The sequence below is a fragment of the Marinobacterium sedimentorum genome, from assembly GCF_024267675.1.
GTDB lineage: Bacteria > Pseudomonadota > Gammaproteobacteria > Pseudomonadales > Balneatricaceae > Marinobacterium_A > Marinobacterium_A sedimentorum.
The window spans coordinates 58,374-73,042 of the sequence record NZ_JALDYX010000009.1; the positions used below are offsets into that span (position 1 = coordinate 58,374).

Sequence of the window (14,669 nt, forward strand, 5' to 3'; positions counted from 1 at the left end):
AGCGTTTGCCGTGAAGTATCAGCAGACCATCAACGCAGTCTATAGTCGGCTCGACCGACTCGGTGACCTTCCCATTTTCAGTGCGACGGTCAACCGGATTCAGCAGATCAGCAGTTCCCGGGAGTCCGATGCCATGGCGCTGGCAATGGCGGTGATGAAAGACGCCAACCTCTCGGCCAAATTGCTCAAGCTGGCCAATACACCGGGATACAACCGGGGGCAGGGGCCGATCAAGGTCGTTTCCAGAGCCGTGGTCCTGCTCGGCTTTGATCGTATCAAGAGCCTGACCGTCACCCTTAAGCTGATCGAAACACTGGGTCAGTGTCACCCCGACGTCGATATCGGCGCCTTGCAGATGCGCGCCTTTCTCAGTGGCGCCCTGGCCCGGGAGCTGGCGCAGCGCTGCGGGGGGCAGGATGTTGAACAGACCTACCTGTGCGGGCTCTTGCATAACCTGGGCGAGACGGTGCTGGCGTACACCCAGCCGGAGCTTTACAACAAGATGCTGCAGTTGCGTCAGCACAGTGGCGACGACTGGGAAAGCGTGCAATTGCGTGTCCTGGGCGGGCATTTCAGCGATATCGGACAGGACCTGGCAACCAGCTGGGGATTCCCCAAGGCCATGGTCATGACCATGGATGCGCTGACCGCCGAACAGCTCAGGGGAGCCGACCGTCAGGATCACCGCCTGGTGAGCCTGTCCAGTCAGTTGCTGGAGCTGCTGCATGCCAGGGGGGCCTATGGCGGGCCGGGTTATACGCGGCTGCTGAAGGATATCATGGCCGAAACCCGGATCGAACGGGATGCGATCGAGCAAAGTATCAGCCATGCCTACAAGCTGGTCTGTGATCTGGCACTGGAATATGCGGTGCCAACCCGGGCCCTGGTGCCGCCGCTGGACAGTACGGACCCTGAGGTGGCGGAGTTGAACCGGCGCACGGCCTACTATATTCATTCCCGACTCGAGTCGCGTGGCGAGCCGCCACCGGCAGAGCCGCCCGCGCGGATCAATTCCCAGGCTACCGTTGGCAGCGTCCAGTCCCTGCAACTCGATTATCTGCAGACGCTGGGTGAGCTGCTCGATGCGTCAGCGTCGCCACAAAAGGTATTGCAGACGGTTATCGAGGCCATTATCAAAAGCACCGGCTGCGACCGGGCGGCATTTTGCCTGCTGGATCGCGACGGTCGGCAGCTGGCAGTACGCCTGATTGGCGGTCCGAATCAGGCGTCGTTGCGTGATTACTTCAAGTTGAGTCGGGGACAGGGGGAAGGCGATTTCTTCTTTCGACTGCTGGGCCAGGGCGGCACGCTGCTGGTCTCGGATATCGACCAGGATGACTGGCGCACACGACTGCCCGCAGGCTTTCTGGCGACGGTGTTACCGCAGGGGTTCGTACTGTCGCCGCTGCTGGTCGGCAGCCGCTCGATCGGATTTCTTTACGCCGATCGCCTGCGCGGACAGGGGGCGATCAGCGTGGATGATTTTCGCGGATTTAACCGCTTTTTCCTGCAGTCCCGGCTGGCATTGGCCCACGGCGGGCCTAAAGGCAATCGCGCTTAGTGGGCGTGACCTGATTCAGGGCTCGCTGATGCCCTTGAAAAAGGACTTGGTGCCTTCCCAGGCATCCTTGCTGGCTTCCACCGCGGCGTCGGCACCTTCCTTGCCGAGCTCGACCGCGGTTTCGGCGCCCTTGCCGGTCGAACAGATGGCGCGCTGCACCGCGCAGCGAGCCTTGCAGCCGGTCACGGCGGCATCATCAGTAAAGTGTCTAACTTCACATTCGGTGCGGCAATACTGCTGATCCAGTGCGCAGTCGGCGAGCGCCAGTTGGGGCAGCCAGGCGAGTATCAGTGCGGGCAGTATTCTTTTCATTTTTATCCTCCTTGGCGCGAATAAAGTATAACTGATCCGCTGCTGGCGCCGGTGCTACAGCCGCGGATGGTGCTGTTCAGCGTTTGTTGCGCGCCTGCCAGTAAAGCTCCTGGCCACCGTCACGGCGTGCCAGTACCCTGGCGCAGACAAACAGCAGGTCGGACAGGCGGTTAATGTAGCCCAGGGCATGGGGGTTGACCGGCTCGGCCTGTGCCAGTTCCACCAGGCGTCGCTCGGCACGTCGGCACAGGCTGCGGCTTAGCTGGCACAGGGCGCTGGGGCGGTTGCCGCCGGGCAGGATAAATTCGCGCAGGCTCGGAAGTTCGGCGTTCAGGTTATCCAGCTGCTGCTCCAGCGTGCTGGCGGCGGCGGCGTCCAGCACCCAGTACTGGGCCTCGACCATGGCCAGCTCGCCGCCCAAATCAAACAGATCGTGCTGCAGGCCTGGCAGCAGGCTTTGCAGGGGATCATCGGCGGCCAGTTCTGCGATCAGTACGCCCAGGCTCGAGTTCAACTCATCGATATCGCCCAGGGCTTCGATACGCGGATGATATTTTTCGACCCGGCGACCGTCGGCAAGGCCGGTGGTCCCCTTGTCGCCGCTGCGGGTGTAAATGCGGTTAAGACGATCCGGCATTGCGCGGGCTCCCTGTCTTGGGTTGGTTCGGGGGTTAGTTTGAAAGTGACTTCGGGGATGCTGAGGTAGAGGGTGAGACAATACCTCTATTGTGCTGCAGCTGTCGTACCTGCTGCAGCGCTGCGCGGTTGTGGGGTACATCAATGCCGGCCAGGCGGGCTTCATTGCACAGGAAGCCGGTGATCTGTTCGATCTCGGTGGGGCGTTGATGGCGAATATCCTGCAGCATCGACGAATAGTTGTTTGCCGTTGTGCGCACCACCAGCAGGGCCTGATCCCGCAAGGGGCCGTCAAAGAGCGGGATGCCGCGCGCGCGGGCCACAGCCTCGAATTCTTCGCACAGGGCGTCGAGCGCGCGGCTGTAGGCCTGTACTGTTGCCAGCTCGCCGTTGCGACAACCGTAGAGCGCCGTCAGCGGATTAATGGCGCAGTTGATCGCCAGCTTGCGCCAGAGAGTGGTCTTGATAGCCGGGTCCTGGCGCAGCTGCAGCCCGAAGTGCGGGCCGCAATCCGGCAGGGTGGCAGCGGTACTGTCAAAGCGGCCAATGGCGGTTTCGCCATGGCCGGCATGAACGACTTCGAAGGGAGCGCGCAGATAGGCGCCGTCGGTGGTGGAGCCGATCAGTACGCGGTCATTGCCGGCACGCTCAATAGCCTGCTGCTGGCTGCCCATGCCGTTTTGCAGTACCAAAATGCGACTGTCGGCATTGAGGCGATGCCACACTGATTCCAGCGCCGCCTGGCTGTCATACGCCTTGGTGCAGAGCAGTAGCTGCTCAATGGGCCGGGGTGTCGCGGCCAGGGTGGCGCTCAGCGGGCAGAAGGTTTCGCCGCTATCGTCAATCAGGCTAACGCCGCCGCGAGACTGAAACTGTGCCAGGCGTTCAGGGCTACGCAGAACCAGGCCGACTGAAGCCCCGGCGCGCTGCAGTTGTGCGGCCCAGAGGCAGCCGATGGCGCCGGCTCCAAGGATTGTCCAGTGCATGAGAAGTCCGTCACTGCATATTGGTTACGTATTAATTATGCGAACAATCGGGGCAAAGCCTGGTTGTTCGCCCCTTGTTCTGCAGGCGAGCCTAAGTGCTGGCGCTTGCGAGACCCGTATTGGGGCATTGTTCCTGAGAAAGACCCGGTGATGAAGTCTCCGCGCTTTATGTAGAAACTTTGCCGGTAAATCGCAGGGCTTATGATAACCAGAGTGAGCAATGGGTGAAATGGCCACGGGCCTTCGTTAAAATGCCTCCACTTCGGCTCGACCCGGTGCTGTGCGCTGTGGAGTCTGCGGGCCGCTTCAATTTAGAGGAGATCGGGTAATGCCGTCATTTGACATAGTGTCCGAACTGGACATGCATGAAGTCACCAACGCAGTGGACCAGGCCAATCGTGAAATTCAGAACCGCTTCGACTTCAAGGGTATCGATGCGCGCTTCGAGCTGGGCGATGGTCATGTGGTGCTTTGGGCTGAGGTGGATTTTCAGCTGCAGCAGCTGCAGGAAGTGCTGCGTGCCAAGCTGACCAGCCGCAAGATCGATATCCGCTGCATGGAAGTTAAAGATGCGGAAAAGGCCAATATGCGCGCCCGCCAGCAGGTGGACCTCAAGCAGGGGCTGGATCAGGCGCTGGCCAAGAAAATTATCAAGCTGATCAAGGATGCCAAGCTTAAGGTGCAGACCCAGGTGCAGGGTGAGCAGGTGCGGGTAACGGGCAAGAAGCGTGACGATCTGCAGGGCGTGATGGCCATGCTGCGGGCGGCTGACCTGGAGCTGCCGCTGCAGTTCAACAACTTCCGCGACTGATGCTAGTGTACTGCTTCACTCTTAGAGGCGCTTTTAGCGAGTCGCCAGGAGGTTGACCGCACGGCGCATTTTCGAAGCCATAGTGGGCCTATTTCGAGGAAATGCAACACCGCGGGCGGCCTCCTGGCGGCTCTATAAGCACCCATTAGGGCGAAGCAGTACACTAGGAGGCTGTCCGACAACAGTCAACCTACTGCGAACCATCTGGCTCTCTAGCAATAGGAGGGGCTGTTTTTTGTGCTGTTTTTTACTCGTCGCAGGCTCCTCTGTTTGCGACCCCGCTAAAGCGGTTCTTTCCACTTCGTTTCAAGTGTTAAATAGAACCACTATTCACAAGCTACATCCCTGTAGCTTGCCCGGTGGGCAGCTAACGCTGTGTAGATCGGCAATCCTGCCGATTTATCGCCTTGAAGCACCGCAAACACCAGCTCAAATCAGCCGGCTCTCGCTACGGCCAGCATTATCGGACAGCCTCCCAGAGGGCGCCGGCCTGCAATGGGCCGGTGGCCTGTAACCGTCTGACGCTGTGGTTGGCGGCGCGGGCCCGTCAGTGCGGTGCGCCAGTTTCGTTCTGGCAGTCACAGCGGCCGCCTTCGAGGCAGGCCAGTACAAACAATTCCTGCACCAGTTCCTTGCTGCAGCATTGCGATTGCTGCAGATCCTGCGGGCAAATCACACCCTGTTCCAGCAGGGTGGTGATTTTCTCGTTGCGCCATTCGATAACGCGGATGCCTGTATGGCGATGGGTGATACGAAGGTATGGATCTGGCCGTTCCAGCCAGGCGTCGATGATATAGCTCATATGAGTCCCTTGCCTTGAGTGGTTTTTGGACTTTATGATATTGATTATCATTTGTAAATGATAATCGTTGTTATTTGTGGTGAGGTTCTGCCTGAACCGGTGCATGGCGCGCCGCCAGCCAGACAAGGATCAGTACCGGCAGACCAAGCACCGCAGTACCGGCGAAAAACAGCGGATAGCCCATCAGATTCACCGCGTCGCCGGAGAATCCCGCCAGAAACTTTGGCATCAGCAGCATAATGGAGCTGAAAAGCGCATATTGCGTTGCGGTATAACTGATGCTGGTCAGGCTCGACAGGTAGGCGATAAAGGCGGCGGTGGCGATGCCGGCGCTGAAGTTGTCCAGCGATACCGTCACTATCAGAAAACCGACGCTGTGGCCGGTCAGCGCCAGGGCGGAAAACAGCAGGTTGGTGGCGGCCGCGAGCACAGCGCCGATAAACAGAATCCGCATCACCCCAAAGCGGTATACCAGCAGCCCGCCCACCAGAGACCCCACAATCGTCATCAGGGTGCCGAACAGCTTGGTGATTTCAGCGACCTCGACCTTGGTGAAACCCATGTCGACGTAAAATACATTGGCGATGATGCCCATGACGACATCGGCGATACGATAGCTGCCGATCAGCGCCAGAATCAGTAGCGCAGGTTTGCCATAGCGGCTGATAAAGTCGGCAAAGGGGCAGTAGGCCGCGACGTAAAACCAGCCCAGCAGCCGTGCCAGCGCGTGCGGCAAATGCTGGCGCTGTTCCATAAAGACTTGGATTTCCTGTCTTTTCTGTTCGGCGGCGGCGCCATCGGGTATCGGCTCAGGCGCGCAGAGGGTGGTTACAATGCCGACGCTCATCAGGGCCGCCATGGCCCAGTACGCCATTTGCCAGGATTCGCGGTGATAGCTGTCGCCGGTCGGATCGTACCAGGCGGCGATCAGCAGTGCGCCTGTGGTAGCAAGGATCATGGCCAGGCGATAGCCCAGCATGTAGGTGGCCGCCATGGCAGCCTGAATGCGCGGCTCGGCCGACTCGATGCGGTAGGCGTCGATGGTGATGTCCTGGGTGGCGGAGCAAAAGGCGACCGCGAGGGCAAACCAGGCCATCAGTTCAAGGTTTTGCTGCGGATCGGAATCGGCCAGACCGAGCAGGCACAGGGCGATGAACAGTTGCGACGTCAGCATCCAGCTGCGCCGCCGTCCCAGCCAGGCGGAGAGCAGGGGAATGGGCATGCGGTCGATAATCGGCGACCACACCCATTTGAAGGCGTAGGCCAGGGCGACCCAGGAAAAATAGGTAATGGTGCCGCGGTCAATGCCCGCTTCGCGCAACCAGTAGGACAGGGTGGAAAAGACCAGCATAAGCGGCAGGCCGGCGGAGAATCCAAGGAATAACAAGGTGATGGGGCGGGGTTGCAGGTAGACACGGGCGCTGTGCAGCCACTCTTTCCAGCTCTGGGTGTGCTCGGCGTGTTCGATTTGCATGGTGGGGTTCAGTTTCCTGGAGGTCCGTGAACACGCATTGTGTCCATCAGCCGCAGGCTTGTAAACGCCCGCAGGGGTTGGGGTGGCGGATGTGCCACTCGGCCTGGGAGTGGTCAGGCTGGGTTGATCGAAAGCAAGGCATAAAAAAACCGGCTCAGGCGCCGGTTTTAAAGGTGAGTCAAGGCTTGTCCAAGGTAAATCAGATACGCAGTGCGCCGTCGACTTCGATGCAGCGGCCGCTGATATAGTCGTTCTCAAGAATAAAGGTTACGGTGCGGGCGATTTCTTCCGGCTGGCCAAGGCGCTTGGCAGGAATGCCAGCGGCCATTTTCTCCAGCGCTTCGGGTTTCATGGCCATGACCATGTCGGTGGCGATAAAGCCCGGCGCGATGGATGCGGCGCGGATGCCGTAGCGGGCCAGTTCCTTCGCCCAGGTCACGGCCATGGCCTGTGCACCAGCCTTGGTGGCGGTGTAGTTGGTCTGGCCCATGTTGCCGGAGCGGGAGATGGAGGAAATATTGATGATGCAACCGGTGCTGCCCAGCTCGATCATCTTGCACGCCGCTTCACGGGCGCATAGGAAAGTGCCGGTGAGGTTGACGTTCATGACCATGTTCCAGTTGTCCAGGGTCATCTTGGAGACAACCTTGCCGTCTTTGGCTTTCACCAGCAGCGCATCGCGGGTAACGCCTGCGTTGTTGACCAGGCCGTTGATGGCGCCAAAGTCCGTGGCGATATCAATGAAGAGTTGTTCGACCGCGGCTTCTTCGGTGACGTTGCAGATATAGGAGCGTGCTTCCACGCCTTTTTCCATGCACAGGCCGGAGGTTTCATCCAGATCCGGACCGTTCATGTCCACCAGGGCCAGGCGTGCGCCCTTGTCAGCCAGTTCCAGTGCCATGGCGCGACCCAGACCACGACCGCCACCCGTGATTACGATTACCTTGTCTTTGATATCCATTGTGTTCACCTAGTCCAAGTATGGTTCTTGTATGTTCTTATTCTGTGGTGCGTTTTGTATGGTGCGATGCAGTATGTTGCATCGCACAAAGCTATAACGCTTATGCACAAATGTCTACCGGGTTCATGCAACTGTCATCAAACTGTTGCCAACGGTTGTTATAAATCGGTGCAGATTTTCAATTTTTCCGATTTTAACTGTTTGAATTGTATATGTTTTATTTCTGGCTCCAAAAAGGGCAGAAAAACACTAATACTTTGGTCTAATACGGGTGCAGCATTTTGCCTTGCCGGCGGGAGTCGCCCGGGGGTGGCCATTTTGGTTGCGGATCGGCCGCTCATCTGGTGTCATTGGGGAAATCATTCCGGACTATGGCAATGCGGTTTCTCTTTCTGCTTTTTATCATCATCCCAATTATCGAAATTACCCTGCTGATCAACGTCGGCCAGGCCATTGGTGCCTGGTATACCGTTGGGCTGGTGCTTCTGTCGGCCTTTATCGGCGTTAACGTGCTGCGCTATCAGGGGCTGTCGACACTGGCGCGGGCACAGCAGCGTCTGAACGCCGGAGAAATGCCGGCCAGGGAAATGATCGAGGGGCTTGTACTGGCGGTGGGCGGGGCCCTGCTGATCACTCCGGGTTTTGTTACCGACGTTATCGGCTTTTGCTGCCTGATTCCCTTTACTCGCCAGCTGCTGGTGAAGATGCTGATCAGTCGTTTTACCCTGGTGGCCGCTTCGCACAGCCGTTCTGCGTTCGAAGATCCCGGCTTCCAGCAAGGACCTGAACCTGGACCGCGCAGGGTCGATCCACGCAGCAATGGCAAGGGCGAGACCATCGACGGCGAATACCGCCGTGAAGATGACTGACGGGCGGTTCTTGCTGCTTTATATATATCTTCTCACTTCATCCGCTGGCGCGCCGTTTTTTGTCGGGGGTGCCGCGTCGCCAAAACCGGGTCTCAGGGGCGTGCCAAACAAAGAGAATTATCAAAATTTTTTTGTTGGTGCTGTTGAAATGCATTTCCCCGCCCCCATTAACCTGAACATCCAGTACTTGGGGCAGCAGATGGCCTGTTGTCCTTTCTCTGTAAACAATAGCTTTGGATCCTAATAAGATCAGGAGAGTAGAACAGATGAAAATTCGTCCGCTTCACGATCGGGTTGTCGTTCGTCGCAGTGAAGAAGAAACCACCAGCGCTGGCGGCATCGTTCTGCCGGGTTCTGCTGCAGAAAAGCCGAACCGCGGAACTGTAATTGCAGTGGGTGAAGGGCGCACGCTGAACAACGGTGATGTGAAAGCACTGACCGTTAAAGAAGGTGACGTCGTTCTGTTTGGCCAGTACTCAGGTAGCAACGTTGTCAAGATTGACGGCGAAGAGCTGCTGATCATGAACGAAAGCGAAATTTTCGGTGTGGTTGAAGGCTGATCGGCTGTCCTGCCCCGCTAATTTCCGATTTAATACCATTTGTATAGGATTATCAGACAATGGCTGCAAAAGACGTACGTTTTGGTGATGATGCACGCAAGCGCATGCTCAAGGGTGTCAACATCCTGGCTGACGCTGTAAAAACTACTCTGGGCCCCAAAGGCCGTAACGTAGTACTGGAAAAATCCTTTGGTTCCCCGCTGGTAACCAAGGATGGCGTTTCCGTTGCCAAGGAAATCGAGCTGAAAGACCGCTTCGAAAACATGGGCGCGCAGATGGTCAAGGAAGTTGCTTCCCAGGCCAGCGACGTTGCTGGTGACGGTACTACCACTGCAACTGTTCTGGCTCAGGCGATCGTCAACGAAGGCCTGAAATCCGTTGCTGCCGGCATGAACCCGATGGATCTGAAACGCGGTATCGACAAGGCAACTATCGCCGTTGTTGAAGAGCTGCGCAAAATGGCTGTGCCTTGCACAGACTCCAAGGCCATCTCCCAGGTGGGTTCCATCTCTGCCAACTCCGACACCGATGTCGGTGAGCTGATTGCCAAGGCAATGGAGCGCGTTGGCAAGGAAGGCGTCATCACCGTTGAAGAAGGCACCGGCCTGCAGAACGAACTGGACGTTGTTGAAGGTATGCAGTTTGACCGCGGCTACCTGTCGCCGTACTTCATCAACAACCAGGAAAACATGTCGATCGACCTGGAACATCCTTACATCCTGCTGTTCGACAAGAAAATCTCCAACATCCGTGATCTGCTGCCGACCCTGGAGCAGGTTGCCAAGTCTTCCCGTCCGCTGCTGATCATCGCCGAAGATGTTGAAGGCGAAGCGCTGGCGACTCTGGTGGTCAACAACATGCGCGGTATCGTCAAGGTTGCTGCCGTCAAGGCACCGGGCTTCGGTGACCGTCGCAAGGCCATGCTGGAAGACATCGCTGTCCTGACCGGCGCGACCGTGATCGCGGAAGAAGTGGGTCTGAGCCTTGAAACCGCCACGCTGGAACAGCTGGGTCAGGCCAAGCGCATCAACATCACCAAGGAAAACACCGTTATCGTTGACGGTATCGGCCAAGCGACTGCGATCCAGGGCCGTGTTGCCCAGATCCGCGCTCAGATCGAAGAGACTTCTTCCGATTACGACCGTGAAAAACTGCAGGAACGCGTAGCCAAACTGGCTGGCGGCGTTGCGGTTATCAAGGTTGGCGCTGCCACTGAAACCGAAATGAAAGAGAAGAAAGCCCGCGTTGAAGACGCCCTGCACGCAACCCGTGCGGCTGTCGAAGAAGGCGTGGTGCCTGGCGGTGGTGTTGCACTGATCCGTGCTCTGTCCAACGTACAGGGCCTGGAAGGCATCAACCACGACCAGACCGTCGGTATCCAGCTGGCATTCCGTGCCATGGAAGCGCCGATGCGCCAGATCGTTGAGAACGCCGGTGAAGAAGGTTCCGTAGTGGTTTCCAAGGTTCGCGCAGGTACTGGCGCCTTCGGTTACAACGCAGGTACCGGCGAATACGGCGACATGCTGGAAATGGGTATCCTGGATCCGGCCAAGGTGACACGCTCTGCTCTGCAGGCGGCGGCATCCGTTGCCGGTCTGATGATCACCACCGAAGCCATGATCGCTGATCACCCGGAAGACAAGCCGTCCATGCCTGACATGGGCGGAATGGGTGGCATGGGTGGCATGGGCGGCATGATGTAACCAGCCTGCCCAGGCACCTTTGACCCTCCTTCGGGCGGGTCACTTCTGAAAACCCCGGCCTTGGCCGGGGTTTTTGCGTTTGGGAGACCATTAACGGTTTCCTTGAATGGGGTTCGGCTCAGGCCTATACGCCATACGCATCAGTATGCGTAAGGCGTATAGGCCTAGTCGGTATTTCGATTGGTCGCGCCGGGCCTATCGTCTAATCTTGGCGGCGTTAAAGGCTTACAACACAACAATAATTGCAGGACTTACGATGAAGAAGACCCTTTGCGTACTCGCCGGCGCCATGCTGAGCCTGGGCCTGATGAGTGCCCAGGCCGCCACACTGAAAATGGCTTACGATGCCGACCCGGTATCGCTGGATCCGCACGAACAGCTCTCCGGCGGCACCCTGCAGCTGTCCCACATGACGTTCGATCCGCTGGTGCGCTGGTCCAAGGATCTGGGCTTCGAGGCTCGCCTGGCGCAAAGCTGGGAGCGCCTGGACGACCTGACGATGCGCTTTCACCTGCGCCAGGGTGTGAAGTTCCACAGCGGCAACGAGATGACCGCCAAGGATGTGGTCTTTACCTTCAATCGCCTGAAAGAATCCGCCGACTTCAAGAGCATCTTTGGGCCCTTCAAGGAAGTGAAGGCGGTTGACGATTACACCATCGACCTGGTGACCAGCGAGCCTTTCCCGCTGGTGCTGAACAACGCCACCTACCTGTTCCCGATGGACAGTGTCTTTTACAGCGGTACCGACGCAAACGGCAAACCCAAGGATCTGCTGGTCAAGCACGGTGACTCCTTTGCCTCGAGCCACCTGTCCGGCACTGGTCCCTATACCGTCAGTAGCCGTGAGCAGGGCGTGAAGGTCGAGTTCAGCCGCAACCCGAATTATTGGGACACGCAGTCGCCGGGCAACGTTGACTCCATTGTGCTCACACCGATCAAGGAGGCGCCGACCCGTGTCGCCGCGCTGCTGTCCGGTGATGTCGACTTCATAGCGCCGGTACCGCCGACCGATCTGGATCGTATCGAAAAGAGCGACAGGACGCACCTGGTGACCATGGGGGGTACCCGTGTCATCACCTTCCAGCTGAACCAGGCGCGGGTTGAAGCCTTCAAGGATGTGCGTGTCCGTCAGGCGGTGAACTACGCCATTAACCAGCAGGGCATCGTCGACAAGATCATGAAAGGCTTCGCCACCACCGCGGCGCAGTTGAGCCCCGAAGGTTACCTGGGCCACAATCCGGCCCTGAAGCCACGCTATGATCTCGAGAAAGCCAAGCAGCTGATGCAGGAGGCGGGCTACGAAAAGGGCTTCAGCGTGACCATGATGGCGCCCAACAACCGTTACGTGAACGATGCCAAGATCGCCCAGGCTGTGGCCTCGATGCTGGCTCGCATCAATATCACGGTCGACCTCAAGACCGTGCCCAAGGCACAGTACTGGCCGGCCTTTGATGTCCGTGAAGCCGATATCATGATGATCGGCTGGCATGCCGATACCGAAGATTCCAACAACTTCTTCGAATTCCTGACCATGTGCCCGAACAAGGACAGCGGCGCGGGTCAGTACAACAGCGGCAACTACTGCAATCCTGAAGCGGACAAGCTGGTGCTGCAGGCGAATGTCGAGACCGATACCCAGAAACGCGCGCAGATCATGCAGCAAGTCGAGCAGATGCTTTACGACGATGCCGCCTTCGTACCGCTGCACTGGCAGAACCTGGCATGGGCCGCGAACAAGAACGTCGATATAGCGCCGGTACTCAACGTGATGGACTTCCCCTACCTGGGTGACCTGGTCATCAAGGAGTAATGCGGTCGGTGCCGGCGGCATTTGCGGCCGGCACCGCCTCAGTTAGCTCCGCTCTTTTCCAGATGGGCAGCCAGTCCGGCTGCCTGTTCCCGCTGTCAAACCGAAGTCTGCCCCAGGGATCAGGGCGAGACTCGAGGCTGTGAAACCATGATTGCTTTTTTGATCAAACGCGTCGTTCAGGCGATTATCGTGATGTTTGTCATCAGTCTGGTCAGCTTTTCGATACAGGACAATCTGGGCGATCCGCTGCGCGAGCTGGTGGGTCAGTCGGTATCGGAAGCGGAGCGCCAGGCGCTGCGCGATGAAATGGGGCTCAATGACCCCTTCCTGGTGCAGTACGCGCGCTTCGCCAAAAATGCCCTGCATGGCGACCTCGGCACCTCCTATTTCTTCAAGGAGCCGGCGCTGCAGGTGATTCTGAACAAGCTGCCGGCAACGCTGGAGCTGGTGCTCGGCTCCACCCTGATTATATTGCTGCTGTCGGTGCCGCTGGGGGTCTACTCGGCGATCAAACCCTACAGTCTGTTTTCCCGTGCCGTCATGGGTTTCAGTATCATCGGCATTTCAGTGCCCGTGTTCCTGACCGCGATTGGCCTGATCTATCTGTTTTCCATCGAGCTCGGCTGGATGCCATCGTTCGGCCGCGGAGAAACGACCCTGGTGTTCGGTTTCTGGGGCAGCGGTTTCTTTACCAGCGACGGCCTGGCGCACCTGGTACTGCCCTGTATTTCGCTGGCGTCGATCATGCTGCCGCTGTTCATTCGCCTCATCCGCGCTGAGATGATGGAAGTGCTGCAGTCCGAATACGTCAAGTTTGCCTGGGCCAAGGGCCTGGCGCCACGGCGTATCTATTTTCTCCATGCGCTGAAAAACACCATGCTGCCGGTCATTACCGTCGGTGGTGTGCAGATCGGCACCATGGTGGCCTACACCATACTGACTGAAACCGTATTCCAGTGGCCCGGTATGGGCTTCCTGTTCCTGGAGGCAGTCAACCGTGTCGATACGCCGCTGATCGTGGCCTATCTGATCGTCGTCGGTGCCATCTTCGTGGTGACCAATACCCTGGTCGACCTGATCTATGGCCTGGTGAATCCGACCGTGCAGCTGGCAGGTAAAAAGGCATGATTGCGCATATCGGAACAACTGACTCCCTCGCCAACCAGGCCGTAGAAAAGCACGGCCCGGTCAACCCCACCGTACGTTGTAAAAAAGCGGCAGGAAAGAAGTCATGAGCGAACAAATACAGCCCCTGGACGCGCCGCCGAGCGCCTGGCAGCGTTTCCTCGACAGCCACCTGTGGCACAGTTTCACCAAGGATCGGGTGGCGCAGTTCAGTCTGCTGATTTTCGCTGCCTATGCCATCATGGCGCTGCTGGCGCCGCTGATTGCGCCCTACAATCCCTACGACCCGGCCCAGATCGACATCCTCAATGCCGAGATGCCGCCCAGCTGGGAAGCGGGTTCGGACCCGGCCTTCTGGCTCGGCACCGATGCCCAGGGCCGCGACCTCTGGTCGACCATTCTCTACGGCACCCGGGTGTCGCTGACCATCGGCCTGTGCGCCGTGGTACTGCAGGCGCTGATCGGTATCGTCATTGGCCTGCTGGCCGGTTACCGGGGCGGGCGCATTGACAGTCTGCTGATGCGTTTTGCCGATGTGCAGCTGTCGTTCTCGACCATGATGGTGGCGATTGTGGTACTGGCGGTGTTCCAGGCGACCTTCGGCACCGAGCTCTACCAGGAGCTGGCCATGGTGATGCTGATCCTGGTGATCGGTATTGCCGAATGGCCCCAGTATGCCCGGACCATCCGCGCCTCTGTGCTGGCGGAGAAGAAGAAAGAGTATGTCGACGCGGCCCGGGTGATCGGCCTCAAGGCGCCGCGCATCATGTTTCGCCATATTCTGCCCAATACGCTGTCACCCATTCTGGTGATCTCGACGGTGCAGGTGGCCAACGCCATTATCGCCGAGGCCTCGCTGTCGTTCCTGGGCCTGGGCATGCCGGTGTCCGAGCCGTCGCTGGGCTCGCTGATCTCCAGCGGCTTCGAATATATCTTTTCCGGCTCCTGGTGGATCACCGTGATCCCGGGTGCGGTGCTGATCAGCCTGGTACTGGTGATGAACCTGCTGGGCGACTGGCTGCGCGACGTCCTCAACCCGAAACTCTACAAGGGATAAGC

General features: G+C 58.4%; 15 protein-coding genes. 9 read left to right on the plus strand and 6 right to left on the minus strand.

Annotation, left to right across the window (positions count from 1 at the left end):
* Nucleotides 1–10 precede the first annotated feature (10 nt).
* Nucleotides 11–1,561 (plus strand): HDOD domain-containing protein, encoded by a 1,551-nt coding sequence (locus MRS74_RS10160; protein WP_254580172.1) that lies wholly within the window; start codon nucleotides 11–13, stop codon nucleotides 1,559–1,561.
* A 15-nt stretch (nucleotides 1,562–1,576) separates the two neighbouring features.
* On the opposite strand, the gene MRS74_RS10165 is transcribed toward MRS74_RS10160, so the two are convergent.
* The 3 genes from MRS74_RS10165 to MRS74_RS10175 form a co-directional block, all read right to left on the minus strand.
* Nucleotides 1,577–1,873 carry a hypothetical protein gene (locus MRS74_RS10165; protein ID WP_254580173.1) on the minus strand — a complete coding sequence of 99 codons (297 nt, stop codon included), beginning with the start codon at nucleotides 1,871–1,873 and terminating at the stop codon, nucleotides 1,577–1,579.
* Nucleotides 1,874–1,949: 76 nt separating this feature from the next.
* Complete coding sequence (locus tag MRS74_RS10170) at nucleotides 1,950–2,510, minus strand: cob(I)yrinic acid a,c-diamide adenosyltransferase (RefSeq protein WP_254580174.1); 561 nt, start codon at nucleotides 2,508–2,510, stop codon at nucleotides 1,950–1,952.
* Between the two features lie 34 nt (nucleotides 2,511–2,544).
* Nucleotides 2,545–3,495 carry a ketopantoate reductase family protein gene (locus tag MRS74_RS10175; protein WP_254580175.1) on the minus strand — a complete coding sequence of 317 codons (951 nt, stop codon included), beginning with the start codon at nucleotides 3,493–3,495 and terminating at the stop codon, nucleotides 2,545–2,547.
* A 328-nt stretch (nucleotides 3,496–3,823) separates the two neighbouring features.
* Here MRS74_RS10175 and MRS74_RS10180 point away from each other — a divergent pair, with 328 nt between their 5' ends.
* The gene (locus MRS74_RS10180) at nucleotides 3,824–4,306 is read left to right on the plus strand and encodes a YajQ family cyclic di-GMP-binding protein (RefSeq protein ID WP_254580176.1); all 483 of its coding nucleotides are present in this window, start codon (nucleotides 3,824–3,826) and stop codon (nucleotides 4,304–4,306) included.
* Nucleotides 4,307–4,853: 547 nt separating this feature from the next.
* Here the strand turns inward: MRS74_RS10180 and MRS74_RS10185 are convergent.
* The 3 genes from MRS74_RS10185 to MRS74_RS10195 all read right to left on the minus strand — a co-directional run bounded on the left by MRS74_RS10185 (nucleotide 4,854) and on the right by MRS74_RS10195 (nucleotide 7,543).
* Entirely contained in the window at nucleotides 4,854–5,108 is a 255-nt protein-coding gene (locus MRS74_RS10185) for a PA4570 family protein (RefSeq protein WP_254580177.1), read from the minus strand.
* Between the two features lie 70 nt (nucleotides 5,109–5,178).
* Nucleotides 5,179–6,582 (minus strand): AmpG family muropeptide MFS transporter, encoded by a 1,404-nt coding sequence (locus tag MRS74_RS10190; protein ID WP_254580178.1) that lies wholly within the window; start codon nucleotides 6,580–6,582, stop codon nucleotides 5,179–5,181.
* 199 nt (nucleotides 6,583–6,781) lie between these two features.
* Nucleotides 6,782–7,543 carry an SDR family oxidoreductase gene (locus tag MRS74_RS10195; RefSeq protein ID WP_254580179.1) on the minus strand — a complete coding sequence of 254 codons (762 nt, stop codon included), beginning with the start codon at nucleotides 7,541–7,543 and terminating at the stop codon, nucleotides 6,782–6,784.
* A 377-nt stretch (nucleotides 7,544–7,920) separates the two neighbouring features.
* Here MRS74_RS10195 and MRS74_RS10200 point away from each other — a divergent pair, with 377 nt between their 5' ends.
* The 7 genes from MRS74_RS10200 (at nucleotide 7,921) to MRS74_RS10230 (ending at nucleotide 14,667) form a co-directional block, all read left to right on the plus strand.
* Nucleotides 7,921–8,412 carry an FxsA family protein gene (locus MRS74_RS10200; RefSeq protein ID WP_254580180.1) on the plus strand — a complete coding sequence of 164 codons (492 nt, stop codon included), beginning with the start codon at nucleotides 7,921–7,923 and terminating at the stop codon, nucleotides 8,410–8,412.
* Nucleotides 8,399–8,656: a hypothetical protein gene (locus MRS74_RS10205; RefSeq protein ID WP_254580181.1), complete on the plus strand. Its 258-nt coding sequence runs from the start codon at nucleotides 8,399–8,401 to the stop codon at nucleotides 8,654–8,656. Before MRS74_RS10200 ends, MRS74_RS10205 begins: the two co-directional genes overlap by 14 nt.
* Before the next feature lie 22 nt (nucleotides 8,657–8,678).
* Nucleotides 8,679–8,972 (plus strand): co-chaperone GroES, encoded by a 294-nt coding sequence (locus tag MRS74_RS10210; protein WP_254580182.1) that lies wholly within the window; start codon nucleotides 8,679–8,681, stop codon nucleotides 8,970–8,972.
* 59 nt (nucleotides 8,973–9,031) lie between these two features.
* Nucleotides 9,032–10,675: a chaperonin GroEL gene (groL, locus tag MRS74_RS10215; RefSeq protein WP_254580183.1), complete on the plus strand. Its 1,644-nt coding sequence runs from the start codon at nucleotides 9,032–9,034 to the stop codon at nucleotides 10,673–10,675.
* 256 nt (nucleotides 10,676–10,931) lie between these two features.
* Entirely contained in the window at nucleotides 10,932–12,485 is a 1,554-nt protein-coding gene (locus MRS74_RS10220; RefSeq protein ID WP_254580184.1) for an ABC transporter substrate-binding protein, read from the plus strand.
* Between the two features lie 147 nt (nucleotides 12,486–12,632).
* On the plus strand, nucleotides 12,633–13,613 hold the full coding sequence (locus MRS74_RS10225; RefSeq protein WP_254580185.1) for an ABC transporter permease: 981 nt from the start codon (nucleotides 12,633–12,635) through the stop codon (nucleotides 13,611–13,613).
* A gap of 103 nt (nucleotides 13,614–13,716) precedes the next feature.
* Nucleotides 13,717–14,667: an ABC transporter permease gene (locus MRS74_RS10230; RefSeq protein ID WP_254580186.1), complete on the plus strand. Its 951-nt coding sequence runs from the start codon at nucleotides 13,717–13,719 to the stop codon at nucleotides 14,665–14,667.
* Nucleotides 14,668–14,669 lie beyond the last annotated feature (2 nt).

Excerpts from the sequence above, each read along its gene's own strand:
- MRS74_RS10165 (WP_254580173.1), bottom strand. The coding sequence starts at position 1,873 with ATGAAAAGAATACTGCCCGCACTGATACTCGCCTGGCTGCCCCAACTG.
- MRS74_RS10170 (WP_254580174.1), bottom strand. The coding sequence starts at position 2,510 with ATGCCGGATCGTCTTAACCGCATTTACACCCGCAGCGGCGACAAGGGG.
- MRS74_RS10175 (WP_254580175.1), bottom strand. The coding sequence starts at position 3,495 with ATGCACTGGACAATCCTTGGAGCCGGCGCCATCGGCTGCCTCTGGGCC.
- MRS74_RS10180 (WP_254580176.1), top strand. The coding sequence starts at position 3,824 with ATGCCGTCATTTGACATAGTGTCCGAACTGGACATGCATGAAGTCACC.
- MRS74_RS10185 (WP_254580177.1), bottom strand. The coding sequence starts at position 5,108 with ATGAGCTATATCATCGACGCCTGGCTGGAACGGCCAGATCCATACCTT.
- MRS74_RS10190 (WP_254580178.1), bottom strand. The coding sequence starts at position 6,582 with ATGCAAATCGAACACGCCGAGCACACCCAGAGCTGGAAAGAGTGGCTG.
- MRS74_RS10195 (WP_254580179.1), bottom strand. The coding sequence starts at position 7,543 with ATGGATATCAAAGACAAGGTAATCGTAATCACGGGTGGCGGTCGTGGT.
- MRS74_RS10200 (WP_254580180.1), top strand. The coding sequence starts at position 7,921 with ATGCGGTTTCTCTTTCTGCTTTTTATCATCATCCCAATTATCGAAATT.
- MRS74_RS10210 (WP_254580182.1), top strand. The coding sequence starts at position 8,679 with ATGAAAATTCGTCCGCTTCACGATCGGGTTGTCGTTCGTCGCAGTGAA.
- groL (WP_254580183.1), top strand. The coding sequence starts at position 9,032 with ATGGCTGCAAAAGACGTACGTTTTGGTGATGATGCACGCAAGCGCATG.
- MRS74_RS10220 (WP_254580184.1), top strand. The coding sequence starts at position 10,932 with ATGAAGAAGACCCTTTGCGTACTCGCCGGCGCCATGCTGAGCCTGGGC.
- MRS74_RS10225 (WP_254580185.1), top strand. The coding sequence starts at position 12,633 with ATGATTGCTTTTTTGATCAAACGCGTCGTTCAGGCGATTATCGTGATG.
- MRS74_RS10230 (WP_254580186.1), top strand. The coding sequence starts at position 13,717 with ATGAGCGAACAAATACAGCCCCTGGACGCGCCGCCGAGCGCCTGGCAG.